15 protein-coding genes are annotated in these 18519 nt (G+C 47.3%); 4 read left to right on the top strand and 11 right to left on the bottom strand.

Annotated features, from left to right (window positions below; all coding sequences use genetic code 11):
• Window positions 1–34 precede the first annotated feature (34 nt).
• Window positions 35–700, bottom strand: coding sequence for a DUF3826 domain-containing protein (locus tag IEY13_RS04260; RefSeq protein ID WP_188950704.1), 666 nt, complete (start codon window positions 698–700; stop codon window positions 35–37).
• A gap of 132 nt (window positions 701–832) precedes the next feature.
• Window positions 833–3607, bottom strand: a complete 2775-nt coding sequence (locus IEY13_RS04255) for a family 78 glycoside hydrolase catalytic domain (RefSeq protein WP_229687721.1) — start codon at window positions 3605–3607, stop codon at window positions 833–835.
• Between the two features lie 137 nt (window positions 3608–3744).
• Between IEY13_RS04255 and IEY13_RS04250 the strand changes: the two genes are divergently transcribed.
• From IEY13_RS04250 to IEY13_RS04240, 3 genes are all read left to right on the top strand, one after another.
• Window positions 3745–4656 carry an AraC family transcriptional regulator gene (locus IEY13_RS04250; RefSeq protein WP_188950702.1) on the top strand — a complete coding sequence of 304 codons (912 nt, stop codon included), beginning with the start codon at window positions 3745–3747 and terminating at the stop codon, window positions 4654–4656.
• Between the two features lie 800 nt (window positions 4657–5456).
• A complete protein-coding gene (locus IEY13_RS04245; protein ID WP_188950701.1) occupies window positions 5457–5894 on the top strand; it encodes a hypothetical protein in 438 nt (145 codons plus the stop codon).
• A gap of 74 nt (window positions 5895–5968) precedes the next feature.
• Window positions 5969–7606, top strand: coding sequence for a hypothetical protein (locus IEY13_RS04240; protein WP_188950700.1), 1638 nt, complete (start codon window positions 5969–5971; stop codon window positions 7604–7606).
• Window positions 7607–7680: 74 nt separating this feature from the next.
• Here the strand turns inward: IEY13_RS04240 and IEY13_RS04235 are convergent, their stop codons facing one another.
• From IEY13_RS04235 to IEY13_RS04195, 9 genes are all read right to left on the bottom strand, one after another.
• A complete protein-coding gene (locus IEY13_RS04235) occupies window positions 7681–8499 on the bottom strand; it encodes a hypothetical protein (protein ID WP_188950699.1) in 819 nt (272 codons plus the stop codon).
• A 42-nt stretch (window positions 8500–8541) separates the two neighbouring features.
• Window positions 8542–8682, bottom strand: a complete 141-nt coding sequence (locus IEY13_RS04230; protein ID WP_188950698.1) for a hypothetical protein — start codon at window positions 8680–8682, stop codon at window positions 8542–8544.
• A gap of 259 nt (window positions 8683–8941) precedes the next feature.
• Window positions 8942–9940, bottom strand: a complete 999-nt coding sequence (locus IEY13_RS04225; protein ID WP_188950697.1) for a Gfo/Idh/MocA family protein — start codon at window positions 9938–9940, stop codon at window positions 8942–8944.
• 28 nt (window positions 9941–9968) lie between these two features.
• Complete coding sequence (locus tag IEY13_RS04220) at window positions 9969–10994, bottom strand: L-rhamnose/proton symporter RhaT (RefSeq protein WP_188950696.1); 1026 nt, start codon at window positions 10992–10994, stop codon at window positions 9969–9971.
• A gap of 33 nt (window positions 10995–11027) precedes the next feature.
• A complete protein-coding gene (locus IEY13_RS04215) occupies window positions 11028–11873 on the bottom strand; it encodes an amidohydrolase family protein (protein WP_188950695.1) in 846 nt (281 codons plus the stop codon).
• Window positions 11874–11923: 50 nt separating this feature from the next.
• Window positions 11924–13072 carry a CaiB/BaiF CoA transferase family protein gene (locus IEY13_RS04210; protein ID WP_188950694.1) on the bottom strand — a complete coding sequence of 383 codons (1149 nt, stop codon included), beginning with the start codon at window positions 13070–13072 and terminating at the stop codon, window positions 11924–11926.
• Complete coding sequence (locus IEY13_RS04205) at window positions 13072–14229, bottom strand: CaiB/BaiF CoA transferase family protein (protein ID WP_188950693.1); 1158 nt, start codon at window positions 14227–14229, stop codon at window positions 13072–13074. The genes IEY13_RS04210 and IEY13_RS04205 overlap by 1 nt, the downstream gene beginning before the upstream one ends.
• Window positions 14226–15398, bottom strand: a complete 1173-nt coding sequence (locus tag IEY13_RS04200) for an ABC transporter substrate-binding protein (RefSeq protein WP_188950692.1) — start codon at window positions 15396–15398, stop codon at window positions 14226–14228. Before IEY13_RS04200 ends, IEY13_RS04205 begins: the two co-directional genes overlap by 4 nt.
• A 14-nt stretch (window positions 15399–15412) precedes the next feature.
• Entirely contained in the window at window positions 15413–15850 is a 438-nt protein-coding gene (locus tag IEY13_RS04195; RefSeq protein WP_188950691.1) for a MaoC family dehydratase, read from the bottom strand.
• Between the two features lie 277 nt (window positions 15851–16127).
• On the opposite strand from IEY13_RS04195, the gene IEY13_RS04190 reads away from it, so the two are divergent.
• Complete coding sequence (locus IEY13_RS04190) at window positions 16128–18518, top strand: ABC transporter permease (RefSeq protein WP_188950690.1); 2391 nt, start codon at window positions 16128–16130, stop codon at window positions 18516–18518.
• The last annotated feature ends 1 nt before the right edge of the window (window position 18519 follow it).

The following is an 18519-nucleotide window of genomic DNA, read 5'->3' as shown; positions in this document are numbered from 1 at the left end:
ATGTCAGATTTCGTTATACTGCTGGACAATATTACTATTGCTCCGCTCTGGCCTTTATTCTTTTCTGCCACGCCTCGCCTTCCTTTTTCATATCAATTCCCGCAGCAGATAAATAGTTATTAATACGCCCCTTGTACTTACCAAACACTTCATGTTTCTTTTTAGAGGTTTCTGCATCCATAGCACGCTCGCGGGCCTCTGTTAACCAGATCATAATCTGTTTTTTCTGGTCTTCTGTCAGCTGCGGCAACATATCCAGATAAGCGTTATACGTGTTGGGCAACACGTTGTAGGTCATGCCATTCTTCACTTTATCTACCTGCTCTGCGGTCAGCAGGGCGGTCAACCTTGTTATATACGCTTTATGCTGCTGTTCCGTTTGTTCTGCGGCTTCGGAAGTGATGGTTTTAATACGTAACTCCTGCGCACCTTTATCTTCAATAGTGGCTTTGGCCTCTTTAACGGCAGAATCGCGGCGAAACTGAATATCATTCAGCGCCATATACTGGTCGGCTATCGCCGTTTGTGCGTCAGTAGATTTACCCGCATCTTCCAGATGCAGGGAGCTTACAATTTTAGCCGCACGCTCATTGGCTACACGGGCATATGCCGTATCAATGTCTACACGTGCAAATAAAGAAAAGGAACTGGCAGAGATAGAAAGTAATAACAGAATAATGGACTTTGGCAATCGTTGCATACAATGATAATTTCTTCTAAACGAAGTTAAAATTATCACTGCATGCAACGGTCAACAATGTCAGATTTCTCTATAATGATGGAACATTTTACTATTACCCGGGTACCGATTTTGTACAGGTATCCACCGGAATTATCTCTTTTTAACTGCCGGCAGGGTAAAAGTATGCGTACCGGAACCAGTGGAAATGATGTAGGCATCACCTGCTTTTTTAGCCTGTACGCGGTTGCCGTTTTGTAAAACAGCTGCCCCGTTAGCCCCGGGCAGGTATATATCAGCGGTGGTATTGGCAGGTATCGTAACCTGAAGGGTGAACCCCTCTTCCGTGTTCCGCCATTCACTGGCCACCTCCCCGTATACAGCGGCGTAAGTGGCTTTTACATGATCTATCCCCTTCACCACCTGCGGGCGGATAGCCAATCTGCGATAGCCACTGGAAGCATCTGCCTGGTTAATACCCGCCAGCCCTGCGTACAGCCACTCCATCAGATGCCCCAGCATCAGGTGGTTATTACTTACCTCTTTCAGTGCCTGCCAGCTTTCTGTAAGCGCCGTAGCGCCTTTTTTCAGCTGGTAGCCGTAACCCGGCACATCATCGCGGTTGTTCATGTCATACAATAACTGAGACGCACCACCATCCTGTAAAGCCTGTACCAGAAAATGGAAGCCGATATCACCAGCGGTTAGCTTCAGTTCGCCGGCTTTTATAGAATCTACCAGATTAGCAAACACCGCTTTACGGTCAGTCTCATTCACCAGCCCTACACACAGGGGCATAGCCATAGCGGTTTGGCTACCGGTGGCGTACACCTTTGTTTGCGTGTTAAAAAAGCGCTTGTTAAACGCCAGACTGATGTCTTTTGCCTGCGCAGCGTACAAGGCCGCATCGCTTTTATTACCCAGTAAAGCAGCCATCTGTTGCAACAGCACATTATCATAATAATAAATAGCAGTGGCAGTTAAAGCCTTAGGCGTTAACTGCGCCACACCGGGGCGTTGAGGGCCTATATCAAACCAGTCGCCCAGGCCGTAGTCCAGTATATGCTTGTCAGACCGGCTTTTCAGGTAGGCAACATACTTTTTCATCATCGGGTACGCCGTACGCAGCAAGGCAGTATCGCCGTACCATTTATAGGTAAGCCACGGCACGGCCACACAGGCACTACCCCACTCTGGCGAATCGCGGAAACCAAAACCATGATCGTCAAAAAACACATACTCCGGGGTAATATCCGGCACAAAGCCCTCTGTGGTTTGTGCATCCATCATATCGTGCACCAGCTTCTTATATAAATGGTATACATTGAAATTGTGCTGAATAGAACCGCCCATCAGATAATCCTGCTCCAGCCAGCTCAGCTTTTCACGGTGCGGGCAATCGGTGGCCACACTCTGCAGGTTGCTGCGGATAGCCCACTGTATCAGCGTATCAATACGGTTAAACAACGGGTTACTGCAATAAAAACTGCCCGATGCAGGAGCGCTGTTACGGGTATGCAGCATGTTAACCGCCACTACCTCCGGCAGTTCTGTGCCGCCATTTACCGTATCGGGTGCTGTTTCTACCTGTACGTAGCGGAAGCCATAATAAGTAAAACGCGGGCTCCAGGTTTCTTCCCCATCGCCCTTTAAGGTGTAAGTGAAATAATAAGGCTTACCGGTAGCGCGCTGGTTGGCAGTAGAATCGTCCATCAACAGCTCGGCAGGCGTCAACTTAACCGACTGCCCTTTTTTCCCCTTTACTTTCAGTTGTATCACACCGGATGCATTCTGCGCAAAGTCGTACACCCGTATGCCAGGCTTAGGGGTTAATACCGTGCGCACAGGTAATACATCTGTTACCGCTACCGGGTAATCCCCCTCTGCTTCCAGCTTGCCCTGTAGGGCTTTTACCAGTAAAGAGGGTTTCCAGCCTGCATCGTTAAAGCCGGGCTTATCCCAGCCCTGTTGTTCCAGGCGGGCATCATACTCTTCCCCGCTGTAAATGCTGGTATAAGTTACCGGTGACGGGGTAGTTTTCCAGTCGTTACCGCTTACAATTACGTCCTCCGTACCATCTGCATAGCGCACCAGTACTTTACAAATAGCTTTAGGCAAACCAAACGCGGTAAGCAGTTTAAAATATCTTTCCCGGTTTATATAATAGAAACCGTTGCCTACTATCAGCCCCAGCGCATTACGGCCCTGTTGCAGCAGTGGCGTTATATCATAGGTATTGTACAGCACACGCTTATCATAGTAAGTCCATCCAGGTGTTAAAAATCCCTCTCCGGCTTTTTTGCCGTTCACCGTCATTTCATACTGCCCAAGTCCGCTTACAAACGCCAGGGCCTGCACAATCTTCTTATCCGCTGTAAACTCCTTTCTAAACAGGGGTACCACCGCCCGCTTTACCACACGGCCCGCAGGTATCTTCTTTTTGTCGGGGGAATGCACACCGGGTACCACCCGCATGGTATCTTCCAGCTCCTCATACCCTATCCAGCGCGCACCGCTCCAGTCTGCCGGTTGGGTTAGTGCGGTAGTAAACTGTGCCACCTCACTCCAGGGCGATACGCGGCCTTTGTTATCCCACACACGCACCTGCCAGTAATAAGTATGGGCAGATTGTAGTGGTTTTCCTTTATATAACTGATTTACAGATGCACCGGAAGCCACTTTACTACTCCAGAGCATTTTACCGCCGGCAGTCAGCGCGGCTTTGCTGTCTGCCACCCGTATTTCGTACGACTGCTGCAGGATATTCCTTTCGTCTGAAACCAGTTGCCAGCCCAGCACAGGCCGCAGGGTTTGAATACCGGTAGGATTGCTGAAATGATCGCATGTTAATTGATGCACGCGTACCGGTTGTGCAAAATTCAGTCCGGCGAAAAAAATGCTTACTACGGCAAGAACAATTCTATTCATCACTGGTTTTCCTTAGTTTTAATCCGCGATTAGGATGGCTCAAAGTACATTGAAATAATTATCTGTGCGCCCTCTGAATGTTAAAATAATAGTGATAACGATTGCGGAGCAATCACTCCGGGGATATAACCTGCTATATGGAAGAGAATAAAAAGGGTAGATCGCATAAAAATATATGGTATGGCCAGGGACGCCAGCGTATTGAGATACCCCGCCCTGTTTTAAAATCAAGAGTACATAATAACAAGTGGCTGCAACAGCTGCATATATGCGGACTGGGCTATTACCCCCGCGCCAATGGACATTATACCTATCGCAAAAAAGGATTACCCGAAAACTTCCTCTTTTATTGTGTAGATGGCAACGGCTGGTATAAACTGGGCGATAAACAATACAAGGTAAGCGCCAATGAGTTTTTTATACTGCCGCAGAATGTTGAACATGCCTATGGCAGTGATGATGATAATCCGTGGACCATTTACTGGATACACTTTGGTGGCGAATACCTGCCCGAGTTTAACGCCATGCACGCTACCCGCGAATGTATGAAGCCTACGTACATTAAAAGCAACGAAGAAATTTTTACGTTATTTACCCGCATTTATAAAACACTGGAACTAGGTTACAGTACCGATAACCTGATGTTTGCCAATATGTGTTTGTCTCATTTTATTACCCTGTTTGTATACAATGCCAAACACACCACGCAGATACCGCATGATAGTAAGGACTGCATAGACAGCGCTATTGTATTTATGCAGGAACACATCAGTGAGAACATTACACTGAATGAACTGTGCCAGCATTACAACTATTCGCCCTCCCGCTTTTCCGGTTTGTTTAAACAGAAAACGGGCTATGCGCCTATCGACTACTTTATACAGATGAAGATGCAGAAAGCCAGCCAGCAACTGGCGCTTACTACACGTTCTATCAAAGACATTGCGTTAAGCATGGGCTTTGATGATCCGTATTACTTTAGTCGCCGCTTCCGCAAAATCATAGGCGTTCCGCCCACTACGTACAGAAGCATGCGGCAGGACGGGTAAAAATACCTGAGCCGGTTGCCAGCCGGCTCAGGTGATGTATAATAGATGCTTACACCCGTTGTTTGCCTTTCCCATATGTCAAAGAACTATCCATGCCGTTCCGGTTACTCCTTTAACCGGCGGATCATGTTTAGTGGCTCAACACCTTGTGCGAACCACATTCCTTTCTTTTTGAATGTGAAAAATGGTGTTTGTATGCCCCCGTCAGATGCTGTTTCCAGGTAAAGCCTGTGTGAGGACGCCTCTCTCAAAACAAGGCTTTCAGCGTAGCCCTGGTTAACCCCCATCTGACCCTATAAATTTACGAAAAACAGAGGCCTTTTGCAATTAAAAATGTGCTAAACAACATATTTAACATGTTAAATAATAGAAATCGTATGCTAAAAAACGGAGCGCATTCTACAGGGCTTACCAGCAGTATATTCCCTTCTTAAAATCCTTATTTTGCAAGGGTTTCAGCCCATCCAAACCCCTTGCGTCAGCAAGCAATTTCCAACTCCGGAAACAGGCTTTTATCACAACCATTAATAAATAATCGTATTTCTGCCATTTTGCCGGTAGCATTTTCTATCGCTTTTCCTTCGGTGTTCCTTCGCCACGGGTTCGCTTCCCCTTCGCTCAGGTTTTTTTGATGCAAAAATGCCAGGTTGACAGCCTTTTCTGCGGTAATTCAATTCCGTTTTCATTCCTCCATACATCGGTTGCCCCTTACTTTCCTCTTCAGCCTATTTTAACCCACACGCCATTTATCTTAAGCCCTATTAAACTTATTCGCCCGGGAAGGTGTGTAACTTTGCTGTATGATTTTGAGGAGAGAGATTTTGTGCGCAGCCGTACCAATAGCCCTGTTGTTTTGGGGGATCACTTCCTGTCAGAAGGAAACAGACCTTGCAGCAAGTGCATCCTCACAAACACAGGAAAATATTCCAACCCTGCCGTCTACCCCAACAGTAAGTTATACCAGCTACACCATCCCCCCAGGTGCGCAATATTGCGAACAGGAGCATTTTGAGGCTATTTCCACGCAGGGAATTGCTTTTACTGTATTATTTGATTCTTCCGCGGTTTATAGCACTAAAAATACCTCTAATCAGGCCGATATTAACAAGCTGTACGGCTTCTCTGATAACAGAGCCCACCACCATAGTTACCGCCTGTATCCTTATTTTGGCGGCGATGAGTATGCCCCGCATAAGATTACCGTAAAAATCCGCGAAGAAGCAGCCGCTAAAAGCTAAAAAATCACCATAACCAGGTATAGGCATTGCAGAAACCCTCCGTTTTCTTTACGGCACAATTGCACGTACTTGTTATGAGAAATTTAACCGGGCTTTCTAAAGCAGCATTTGTTGCATTTACCATTGTTACCCTCTGTTTCAGCTACAGCTGTTCTAAAAAAGAAGATGAGCAGGAACAAATTATTCGGGACAACACAGCCAACGTAAAACCAGAATCAGCCAGTGTACTCAGCTTTCAGGTAGCAAACCTGGTGGTAAAGGGTGGGTTCACCAGCCTCTACAAAGGTACTTTTGGCGGCCAGCCGGTAGACATACGGCTTAGTGGCGATACCACACTCTCCTTTCTGGTACCCGATGTTGCTGAAGGTAAACACGTGCTGGAGTTTGAGCTGGGCCGTATTACCTATACGGTAACCAAACCGCAGGTAACCGACCCCAATAAACTGATTACCGATATGGTAGCCAATCTGGACGCACAGATTAACAAACTACCTGTTACCACTACGGAACAGCAGGACGAAGTAAACGATATTAAAGCATACAAACAGGAGGTACTGAAATTATACAACTCCCTCACTGCCGAACAGAAGCGGCAGACCGCTTACTTCTACGAAGCCAATAAGGGCGTGTTCCGGCAGTTTATGTCGCAGGTATATACCAACCTGGACGGCCCAACCAGCCTGCGGCAATCTGAATGCCCCCGGGTAGATTTCAAATCATTCTACAGTTGTACGGCAGACAATCTGGCCACTTCTGCCATTGCCCTCAAAAACAGCAGCAAAGAGTTTCTGAAACTGATGGCGCTGGCAGGCATTTCTGCCTATCTGGCTCCGGCCTCTTTTGGCCTATCTGCCATCAGCACCACGCTGGCCGTAGGCATGGCAGGCTATCTGCTGATTACCGAAATACGTCCCGCAGCACTTACCTTCAAGCACTCGTTAAAAGCCTTCCTCGGTGCTAACTGGATATTTACCAAAGCCCTGTTCAGTGTTATCAGAACTGAATTTGAAACCGGATTGAATACGGATATGCAGCTGGATGCTTCCTTTCATTCTATTATGGACAATGACCGCGATGTAAACAGCAGCACCAATAACTTTATCTCCGCACTGCGCAGCCTGCAGCTGCAATGGGATTTACTTACACAGGTATTCGGAAGCACCCCTACCTACAAAGGCAGTCTGGAACAGGTAACACTCAACACCAACGATATTACCATCAGCAATATCTCAAATCCCAACGTACAGCTGGTAACCCGCAGTAATGAAAACGTAACCTTCAAATCTTTATCCGGTAAAGAAGAAAGCTTCAGCTTCCATATCAAAGCTTCTAAAGAAGGATTTGTTTCGGAAAAGGATATTACTGCTAAAGTGATTGCTATTACAGACTCCACCAGCTTGTACAAAAACGCATGTGTAGGCACCTGGACGGTGCAGGGCTTTGACCCCAATAACCCCACCACCACCTATACACTGGAACTGAAAGCAGATGGCAGCGGCAGCTACCGTGTACCTAACAACCCTAACACTTACCGTGTTAGCTGGTACATCAGCCGCAGCGCCAATAACGAATACCGTTTGTACGAATCCGGCTTCTGGCATCCGGCCTATGATGGGCTTAGCCGCACCCGGCTTACATGGCCTGTCAGCAGTTTTAAAACATTCGCCAACTTCGACGCCAATTTTGTATCGCAGATATATACCAAAAACTAGCAATCCTTACCCCTTACAAAAACAAAGGCCGCTTCTTTTATGAAACGGCCTTTGTTCTTTCTTACAGTGAATAACTATTTGGCAATGTACTTAAGTACACTTTTATAATCCAGTTTCAGGTCGGCATCAGTAGTACCTTCATAATGTTCAACTGCAATAATATCACCATCCGCATCGTAAGTATACTTATTAGTATCCAGTTCATCTAACACCGGTGTTCCGTTAGGATAATGATATTCTTCCACACGGGTAATATTGTTAGTGCTGGCAGCATAATAGTCTTCCCGTACAATCCAGAAAGCAGGCGAAGCAATACGGGAATATGGGTTACGGTGATTATCGTAACTATACACATCTTTCCGCTTCAGAACCAATGTACCTGCGCCACCCAGCTCTTTTACAGTCATTGTAGCAAGATTTCCGTTAGCATCTACTGTAATCTCGTTAGAAGCAACTATGGTATACGTACCGTTTGGTTCCGCGCGTAAGTTGTAAAAGCTACTAAGCGTACCTGCACTGTTGTACACTAAAGAATCAATTTTCCAGATCTGGCCACTGCTTACAAATACAATTTTAGCAAGGCGGTTATTGGCATCAAACACAAAATTGTGGGTAATACCCGGCATGCCCGTGGAGCTCTGGCGGTAAATATTGGTCAGAATGCCATTTTTGTAAACAGCACTATCTGCCTGTATTCTGTAGCTGTTGGAATCTGCAATAGATAAAAATTTACCGCTGGCATCATAACTGAAAATCTCTACATCGCCATTCGTATCCTCAGTTCTTGACAACAATTTTGTGCTGTTTCCTCCGTTATCAGGAGCGGTATCATTTTTAGAACAGGAAGCAACGGCCAGTGTAAGTGCTAACACCGGAATAAGGACTTTTTTCATGGTATTTGTTTGTTTAATAATAAGATTCTCGGGTATTTCTTTTCAGGAAGCAATAAAGGCAAATGTTTGCAGGCTAACGTGAAAAACCTTTGCGCTATCCTCTTTGTACTTGTCTTCATGCTGACTATAAAGCGGAAGCGTAGTAGTAAGGAATATAGCAACAACAACTATCAGGCGTAACATAAAAAAACACTTTCGGGTCATGGGTTGTTTCTGAAAATAAGAAAGCCCAAATGTAAAACATCGGGGCCTTCACTGATGTTATTCCTGAAGGTTTTAGGGTTGGTTTGCACAGCAAAGAACGTTGAGCGCCAGCGTATAACAAGCGTGATTTTTCACGGTAACGGTAGGTTTTTTAACGGGTAAAACACCCTGGGTTTTGTTTTTGATTACTACGCATGGTGTCGGTTTTCTACTACAAACAGCATCATTTTCAGCGGTTTTACTGATAGGCCAGCTCTACCGCCTCCATGGTATGTATCGCATCCTCCACCGAGTTATCCGGCTTTTCTATAATACCCTGCGCTGCCAGCATCATCTGCTCCATGGTACCGATAAAGGCATGCGGAAACCAGCTGCCGCGTATATCCAGGGTATTCCATACGGCTGGTTCACCTTCTTCCGCAATAACATACTCAAACTTATCGGGTATGCCCTCGGGATAATTAATAAGGCTGCCCAGAGTAGCTTTAATTACACCTTTGGTGCCTTCAAACTTTACATAGGCATGCTGACCATGCAGCCCGAAATTATGGTTGTGGTTGGTAATAATATTTGCCCGCAGCCAGTTGCCATAGTCCATAATAATATTACTACGTACAGAGGCCAGTTGCGGCATAGACGGGTGCTTTACCGTTTTTGCAAACACGCCCACAGGATTGCCAAAGAAAGAGCGCACCAGATCTACATAGTGAATACTGTGGTATAATATCTCTACCCGGGGCGATTCAAACAGAAAACTCCAGAGATGCCAGGGGGTATATACGTTAATGTTCACTTCAATATCACACAGCAACCCAATTTTGCCCGCCGCAATCATTTCACGGGCGGCTTTAATATAAGGTGCATAACGCAGCTGAAAATTTACCCCTGCCAGCATTTGCTTGCGGCGGGTAACAGCCAGTATATCCTTCGCTTCTTCCAGGTTATTGCCCATGGGTTTTTGCAGCAGTACCGTTGCTTTATCCGGCAGCAGTTCCAGCACAGGTAACAGTGCCGTTGCAGGCAGCGCCACATCGTACACTGCCTTTGCCGGGGCAGCGGCTACCATTTGTTCAATGGTATCATATACCGTGGGTATACCAAACTTTCCGGCCAGTGCGGCGGCTTTCTCTCTGTCTCTGTCTACAATTCCTGCCACGGTGTAACCGGCCAGTTTGTAAGCCGGCAGATGCGCATCGTTTACAATGCCACCGGCTCCTATCACATAAATCGGAAGCATTTGCTGTTCATTTTATAACCACACAATCTTATTCTCCTAAATAGTTGCCGTAACTAATCACCAGCACCGCTATAATCAGCACCGCAATAGCGGCGGAGAGTATCTGCCGCATACGTGCATTGGCACCTGCCCATTCCTTCATCATAATTCCTGCCAGAGAACTGAACAATACCAGCATAATCATATGTATGGCCCAGCTGGAAAATTTGTACGTACCCATGCGCACATGGCCCAGCCCGTAAAAAAAGAACTGACTGTACCATAATACACCGGTAATGAACGCCATCAGATAATACATGCCCAGCCTGTCCGGCACACTGCGGTACTGGCCCCAGGTGCGGTGGCGGTTATGCAGAAAAATGCAATACAACGCCGTACTTACAAACGCACCGGTGTTGGCAAACAGGTAAATGATATTGCTCTGCATATCGCCCGCGCCATACTTAGCAGCAATATCTGCCATAGGCTGGGCCTGTGCAATAGCAAAACCATATACGGCCGATAACACGCCCGCCAGCAAACACAGCGGCAAACCTTTGGCCAGCGAAAACTGTGTGCTGCCCTTTTGCTGCTGCAGATACTTTTCTTTACTTCTGCCTGCTACGCCACATAAGGCTATCCCTGCAATACCCAGCACCATGCCTGTTACTATATACATAGCACCCGACTGTTGTAATATACCACCCAGCTGCCCCGCAAACAAAGGCGGCAGCAACGTACCCAGTACACAGGATAAACCCACGGAAATAGCATAGGTAAGTGAAAAACCTACATAACGGATAGCAATACCAAAGGCGGTGCCGCCAATGCCATATACTGCACCCAGTAAAAAGGTGCGGTACATTAAGGCGGTGGGAATTTCGGCCAGTACCTTATCTGCGGAGGGAATGGTAAACACGGTACCTAATACAGGCAGTAACAGCCAGCATACAGCTGCCTGCGCCAGCCAGAAGGTTTGCCACGACCATTGCACAGTATTTTTCTGGGGCGTGTAACAAAGTGCTGCACAGGATGCCCCCGTAGCGTGCAACATAATTCCGGCCAATACGCTCATAACAATCGCTCCTTCCTCTCTTACGCAAGAGGCTTATAAATGATAAAATCGTTCTGCATTCAGGGAAAAGATTTTTTCTCTTGCCGTAGCATCGGTAACCAGCATTACTGTTTGCCTGTACTTTTCCCAGGTAGAGGCGTAACTGCCTGCCAGTAACGAAACCGGCCAGTCGCCGCCCATAAAACACCGGTCTGCCCCAAAGTGCTGTAATACAAACGACACATAAGGCGCAATATCTTCCGGCTGCCATTGCGGGTTGCGGGCCGTGGTACCCAGGCCGGATATTTTTACATACATCCGGTTACAGGTAGCTGCTTCTTCCATCAGCGCACCCCAGCGGCCAAACCATTCTCTGGTGGCAACAGGCGGCTGGTTCATATGGTCAAACACCATACGCAACTCCGGTACCCGCTTAGCCACTTCAATGGCTGTTTCAATGTGCTCCGGCAAAATGCCTACTATGTCATACGGGATATGGTGGGCGGCCAGTAGTTGCAGGCTCTCTATCACCTGATCCTGCAACAGCCAGCGGGTGTCGGCCTCATCATGTATCAGATGGCGTACACCTTTAAAATAAGGGTCAGAAAGGTATTTTTCTTCCAGCAATGCCTTTGTGGCTACAGGGTCTGCCAGCGGCAACCAGCCTACCACACCTTTTATCCAGGGTGTGCGCCGTGCTACTTCCAGCATCCATTCTGTATCTGCCAGGTTCCACGCAGCCTGCACCAGTAAACCGCCTGTTACACCCGCCTCTGCCAGCTGCGGCTCCAGCTCTTCAATAGCATAGTTGCGGTTCAGCAACGGATCGGCCTGCTGTAACCAGTCATAGGATGCTTTGGAAAAATCCCAGATGTGGATATGTGTATCTATCAATTTCAAGCGGCGTTGCCAATCGTTGTTAAGCCCTAAATATATGGCTAAAATCTAATTTATGAAACCAGCCCGAACTGTTTTTCTATCACCGCATTATGCTCGCCCAGTAACGGTGCGCCCACAGCAGAAGCAAACAGTTGCCCATCCATACGTATAGGGCAGCGCGTGGTTTTTATGGTTAATCCGTTACTGGTTTTTACATCCAGTTCCATATCCAGTACCCGGTATCCTTCTTCCTGCGTCATGGCATCGTAATCCATTACCCTTGCACACCAGATATCGGCCGGTTCCAGTATGGCCATCCAGTAAGCGGTGGAGTGTGTAACCAGGTGCTTTGCCAGTATGCCTTTAATTTCATCCCTGCGGGTAAACCATTCCGCTGGTTCTGTAAATGCAGCCAGTGGCGTGCATTGCAGCAGCTGACCCAGTTGCAGTATACTGCCCATTGCCAGTGCCAGGTAGCCATCTGCCGTTTGATAAATTCCGTAGGGGGCGCCCAGGTAAGCATGGCCACCCCCTGTTTCGCTGCGCACCGGCAGCTCATTGCCATCATTATAAAAGCAGGTAAGCACTTCAAACTGAAAATCCATAGCAGCTTCCATCATACTTACCTGCACCAGAGCACCCTCCCCGTTACAGGTGCGCTGGAATAGCGCTGCAAGTATACCCTGTGCCACATAGGTACCTGCTAATATATCTACCACAGAAACGCCCATGGGTGTAGGGTTTTCTGTGCTGTTGTTGCTTAACCAAGTCATGCCCGATAAAGACTGCACCAGCAAATCCTGCCCCGGCCAGCCTTTCCACGGTCCCTCTTCGCCATAGCCGCTTATTTCAGCATATATCAGCTGCGGGTTAATGGCCTTAACGGTTTCATAATCCAGCCCCAGGCGTTCCATTACCCCCGGCCGGAAGTTGTGCAGCAGCACATCGGCTTTGGTGAGTAACTGTTTAATACGCTCCTGGTCTTCCGGCGATTTCAGGTCTGCCGCATAGCTCTGTTTGTTGCGGTTGATGGTATGAAAGATGGTACTCTCCCCTTCTATCACCACATCAGATACATACAGGTAACGGCAGATATCTCCTGTACCGGGTTTCTCTATTTTAATTACCTGCGCACCCATATCGGCCAGCCGCAAACTGGCGGAAGGGCCGGACAGGAACTGGCTGAAGTCTACTATAACAATATCCTGTAAGGGTTTCATCAGGCAATAATTGAGGTGAGAAATTCACGGCTGATGGTTTTGTTATGCTCTCCTGCCACCGGTGCCGGTACCGGTGAAAAAAGCTTTTGCCCGTTAATGCGTATGGGGCAGCGCGTAGTAGTTCGTACACTACCATCTTTCATGCGCAGCGGTTGCTCCATCTGCAACTGCCGGTAGCCTTCCAGCTGTACCAGCTGTTGCCAGTTCTGCACCTCCATAGCCCACAGGCCCGCCTGTAACAGCTGTTGCTGCCAGTATGCGGCGGTATTGGTAAGCAGGTGGTCTGCTATGCATTGCTTTATTTCATCGCGCTTACTAAAGGCATCGTTCTGTGTGTATTTTAGTAAATCATCGCACTGCACGGCTTTGGCTACCTGTTGCAGATCGCTCATGGCCACCGCTATATACCCTTTGGAGGTAGCATAAATACCATAGGGAGCGCTTAACAGCGAATGGCCGTTGTTTACCTGACTGCGCTGCGGTTGTTTGCCACTGGCAAAGTAGGTAGTCAGCAGTTCAAACTGAAAATCGAGCAGCGATTCTAACAGACTTATTTCTATCAACGCACCCTGCCCGGTTTTCTGCCGGCGTATTAAAGCCGCCAGTATACCCTGCACCAGTTGTGCACCACAAAGACTATCGCCAATAGATAAGCCGAAAGGGATAGGCCCCTTACCCGCATCGCCGGTGGTATAAGCCAGTCCACTCATAGATTGCAGCAGCAAATCCTGCCCCGGACGGTTTTTCCACGGCCCACGTTTGCCATAACCGCTTATTTCGGCATATACCATACGCGGGTTCAGTTTCCGCACTTCGGCATACCCTAATCCGGCCTTTTCCATTACCCCTGGCCGGAAGTTGTGCGTAAGCACATCGGCCTGGCGTATCAGCTGTTTTACCTTATCCAGGTCTTCTGCATTTTTGAGGTCTGCGGTAAAACTTTCTTTATTACGATTGATAGTATGAAACAACAAACTGCTGCCATCATCTGCCCAGAGGTTTTTGATAGACAATTTACGGCCTGCTTCCCCACTGCCCGGACGCTCAATTTTAATTACCCGCGCACCCAGATCGGCCATACGTAAACCGGCCGACGGGCCCGACAGGTACTGGCTAAATTCCAACACCACAAGGCCTTTCAATGGCAACACACTCATATTGATTGCTTGAATAATTTATTATTTTGAAGGCTTTTTGCGTAAATGGCATTAATCTGTTCCAATACCACTTCCGGATTGCCTCCATATTGAAGATACGCCTGAATAGGATCACCTGCATGATCCTGAAAATGCAAGTAGCCATTATACCGCGGGCGCATATACCCCCTTTCCATAGTAGGTAATACCGAACGGAAAAAGTTGTTGGTAAGGCGGTTTGCCTCTTCATCGGCCCAGGCCAGCCCATGCCCCGGCTGCCCGCCATGTTGTGTGTAAAAAGTAGACTGAAACCCGGGCGATACCACTTTCTCCGCAAACTGCACCGCTATTTTAGGATGCTGCGAGTAAAGCGATACGGCCAGCCCCGTGCCGCCAATAGTGCTGCGCAGTAAACCTGTTTTACCAAACGATACCAGATCGGTATAGGTAAGCAGCTTATCTGCATAGCCTTTGCGGGCGTAATTAGAGTAGCAATAGGCAAACGGGCAATACCAGTATTTATCTGTTTTGCTCATAGCCTCTGCCACGGCAATAGGGTTAAACTTAAACTGCTCTTTGGGCAGCAGCGAATACAGCTCGCGCATGGTTTCCAGCGCCAGTATACCGGTAGCATTGTCAATTACCTCATGGGTATTGGTAAATGGCTCACGGCCGTGCGCCAGACAAAACATATAAAAATTCATCAGCAGATCAATAGGAATAGCCGGTGCAGCTACCTTGCCCTCTTTTGCCAGGTCCAGCACATCCTGCCAGGTAGCAGGTACAGGCGTGTTATGCTTTTCCAGCAAATCGGCCCGGTAACTGGCGGCAGGCGTAGCAGCATCTATAGCCAGCGCCCACTGATGCCCATCTATGTTATAGCTTTCGTGGCTTTGCCCTACGGTGTGGGCAGCCTGATCGGCCATATATTCTTTACTCAGGTATCTGTCTAACGGCAGCACACATTTGGCATCTGCGGCAAAGCCCACCCAGGGATGGTCTATAATCAGCAGATCGTACTGACGTATCAGGTTTTCAATAGGCAGATCGGCGAATTCCTGCAGCGTTCTTTTCTTCCATACAATCTCCACATCGGGATGTAATTCCGTAAAACGCTGAGAAGCGGCTAGCAATGGCGTTATTCCCCTGCTATGCCCCCATGTTATTCCTTTTAGTACTACTTTGGGCATTGCAATTATTTTGATTATTTCTTCTGTGCCAGTAAAATATGTTCACACACCATAACGGTTTCGCCACGCTGGTTGGTAGCTTCCACCAGTTCGGTTACCAGGCCAAAGCCAGGCTTCTTGTGGTCCTTCATATCTTTAATGGTCACTTTTACCACAATGGTATCACCAATAAACACCGGCTTAATAAAACGCAGGTGCTCATAACCATAGGTCATAGCCACCTCGTTAATTTCATTGGCGGTTAAGCCCACGGCAATACTGAATATAAGTGTGCCATGCGCCATGCGCTGTCCAAAGGGTTGGGTTTTACACCATTCCGCGTCCATATGATGCGGGAAAAAGTCTCCGGTTTGTCCGGCATGTATCACAATATCAGTTTCGGTTATCGTGCGTCCGTACGTTTGACGAACCTCCTCAGGCACGTAGTCCTCGAAGTATTTCCTTACCATCATACAGCAATCAATTGTTAAGTTTTCCGGTTACTAATGTCAGACAGATGCGATGGGTATACAATACACTATTCCTGCATTCTAATGGATTATTTTACCATTTTCCGCCTGCTCTTTACACCTGGAATTCAGGGTTCTGTGTATAAAACCTGCTATTTGTTTCCGTACAAACGGTGTACTGAAAGCGTACACAGCCGTTTTTTGCACAACGTGCAACGCTATCATTATCAAACCCTTATTCTATTGGCACCGTTTTTAACATTTTTACCTAAAATGCAGTATGAACGCAGTTTTTTTGAAGACGGCCTGGCGCAGCTTATGGAAGAATAAGTTTTATACCGGTATTAATTTGCTGGGATTGGCTGCCGCCACCCTGGCCTTTTTGCTATTGGTAAATTACGTACAGTTTGAACGTAGTTATGAGCACTTTCATGAGAAAGCGGATAACATTTACCGGCTTACGCTGGATATGTACCGCGGCAATGAAAAATATAACACCGACTGCGAAACCTACCCCCCTCTGGGGCCTATGCTCAAAAGCAATTACCCGGAAGTAGTAGATTATGTGCGTTTGCAGGATATGGGCACGTATGAAATGAAAGGCCCGGATAAAAGCCTGCGCGCTTCTGCCACCTATGCTGCCGACCCTTCTGTATTTACCGTATTCAATTTTCCGCTGCTGAAAGGCGATGCCCGTACGGCGTTGAACACACCGGGCCAGGTAGTTATCAGCGCCAGAACGGCCAAAGCCATGTTTGGCAGTACCGATATTATAGGCAAAACCCTTGCCCTGAATGGCCAGCCTGCTGTTATATCTGGTGTAATGGCCGATATTCCTGCCAACACGCACCTGCGTTTTGACCTGTTACTACCCATTGCCGAACTTACAAAGATGGGCTGGGACCTGAATACCTGGGGAGGCAACAACAACTATACCTATGTACTAACGAAGCCACACCTGAACCTGGCTGAGTTTAACGAAAAACTGAAAGCGCTGTCTAAAGCACGGCTGCAGAATGAGTATGTAGTAGCGCAGGCCGTTAAAGACATTCACCTGTACTCTCATAAAAACTTTGAACCGGATATTAACGGCGATGCCACCGTAATTAATTACATACTTATTGTTGCTTTTCTGATAATACTGATTGGTGCTGCCAATTATATAAACCTTACCACCGCACACGCTGCCGGTAAAAAGCAGGAAGCAGGCTTACGCAAAATACTGGGCGCTTCCCGTTTCAACCTTACCCGTATGTTTTTTGCAGAATCGTTATTGATTAACCTGCTGGCTATGGTACTGGCACTTGTATTTACCGCCATAATGCGCCCTTTTTATGCATCGCTGGTAGGCTACCCTTCCGCAGCCTTACTGTTTCGCACACCTACATTCTGGATTACTACGCTGTTGCTATTTATAGTAAACTGTATTTTATCGGGCGTTTACCCCGCACTGGTATTATCTGCCGTTAAAACGGCTGCTGCCACTGCCCGGCAATTTACCGGCTCGTTAAAAGGTGCCGCGTTACGCAAAGTGCTGGTAGTTGGGCAGTTTACGGTGGCACTGATAGTACTGTCTGCCGCCGTAATTGTATACCAGCAGATGTATTATGTAAAACACCGGCAACTGGGCATGAACATAGAAAAGATACTGGTAATGCGCGGACCGGAACTGGCCGGAACAGACTCTGTACTTGCCGGTAAAGGAAAAGTGTTTAAAAACCAGTTGTTACAAGTTAAAGGTGTTGAGCAGGTGGCTATGACTGTTTCGCTGCCGGGCCTGCAACTCTCTTCCCTCTGTACCCAAACCGATGTACACAGGCAGGGCTCTACAGAAAACACAGGGTTTAACTATTACCTGTACGGGGTAGATGAAAACTTTGTACCCCTGATGAATATGCAGCTGGTAGCCGGTGAAAATTACAGAGCTGGCAGCCAGCACAACCAACTGCTATTGAATGAAGAAGCCTGCCGCGTGTTAGGCTTTGCCAATGCAGCCGACGCTATAGGGCAAAAGCTGGACATTAATTCAGGCTGCGTTAAAAACGGCACCATTACAGGTGTTATTAAAAACTATCACCAGCAATCGTTGAAACAGGCGCAGATACCGGTTATACATTGGTATCACAATGCTCCGTGCAACTATATCTCTATAAAAGTAAATGCAGAAAACCTGCACCAAACCATGGCAGCGGTTGAAAACACCTGGAACAGTGCTTTTCCAGATCATGTACTGGAATACTTTTTTCTGGATGATATGTTTAACCAGCAATACAAAAGCGATTTACAGTTTGGTAAAATCATTAACTTTTTCTCTTTCTTCACGCTGTTTATTACCTGTCTGGGCCTGCTGGGTTTAACCGCTTTCAGTATTGCCAAAAGAAGCAAAGAAATCAGCATCCGCAAGGTGTTGGGTGCCTCTGCACAAAGTATTATAGCCTTGTTATCGAAAGACTTTCTGTTACTGATACTGATAGCCATTGTAATTGCTGTACCGGTTTGCTGGTATGCCATGCACCATTGGCTGCAATCGTTCTCTTACCGCATTAGTATTAACGGATGGATATTTGTGTTAACAGGGATTGCTGCTTTGCTGCTGGCTTTGCTTACCATCGGATTGCAGGCTGCCAGAGCAGCCATGGCCAATCCCTCTCAGAACCTGAAATCAGAATAAT

Source organism: Filimonas zeae, from assembly GCF_014641615.1.
Taxonomy (GTDB): domain Bacteria; phylum Bacteroidota; class Bacteroidia; order Chitinophagales; family Chitinophagaceae; genus Filimonas; species Filimonas zeae.
The sequence above is the reverse complement of the archived record's forward strand: the minus strand, read 5'-3'. Positions and strand labels throughout refer to the sequence as shown.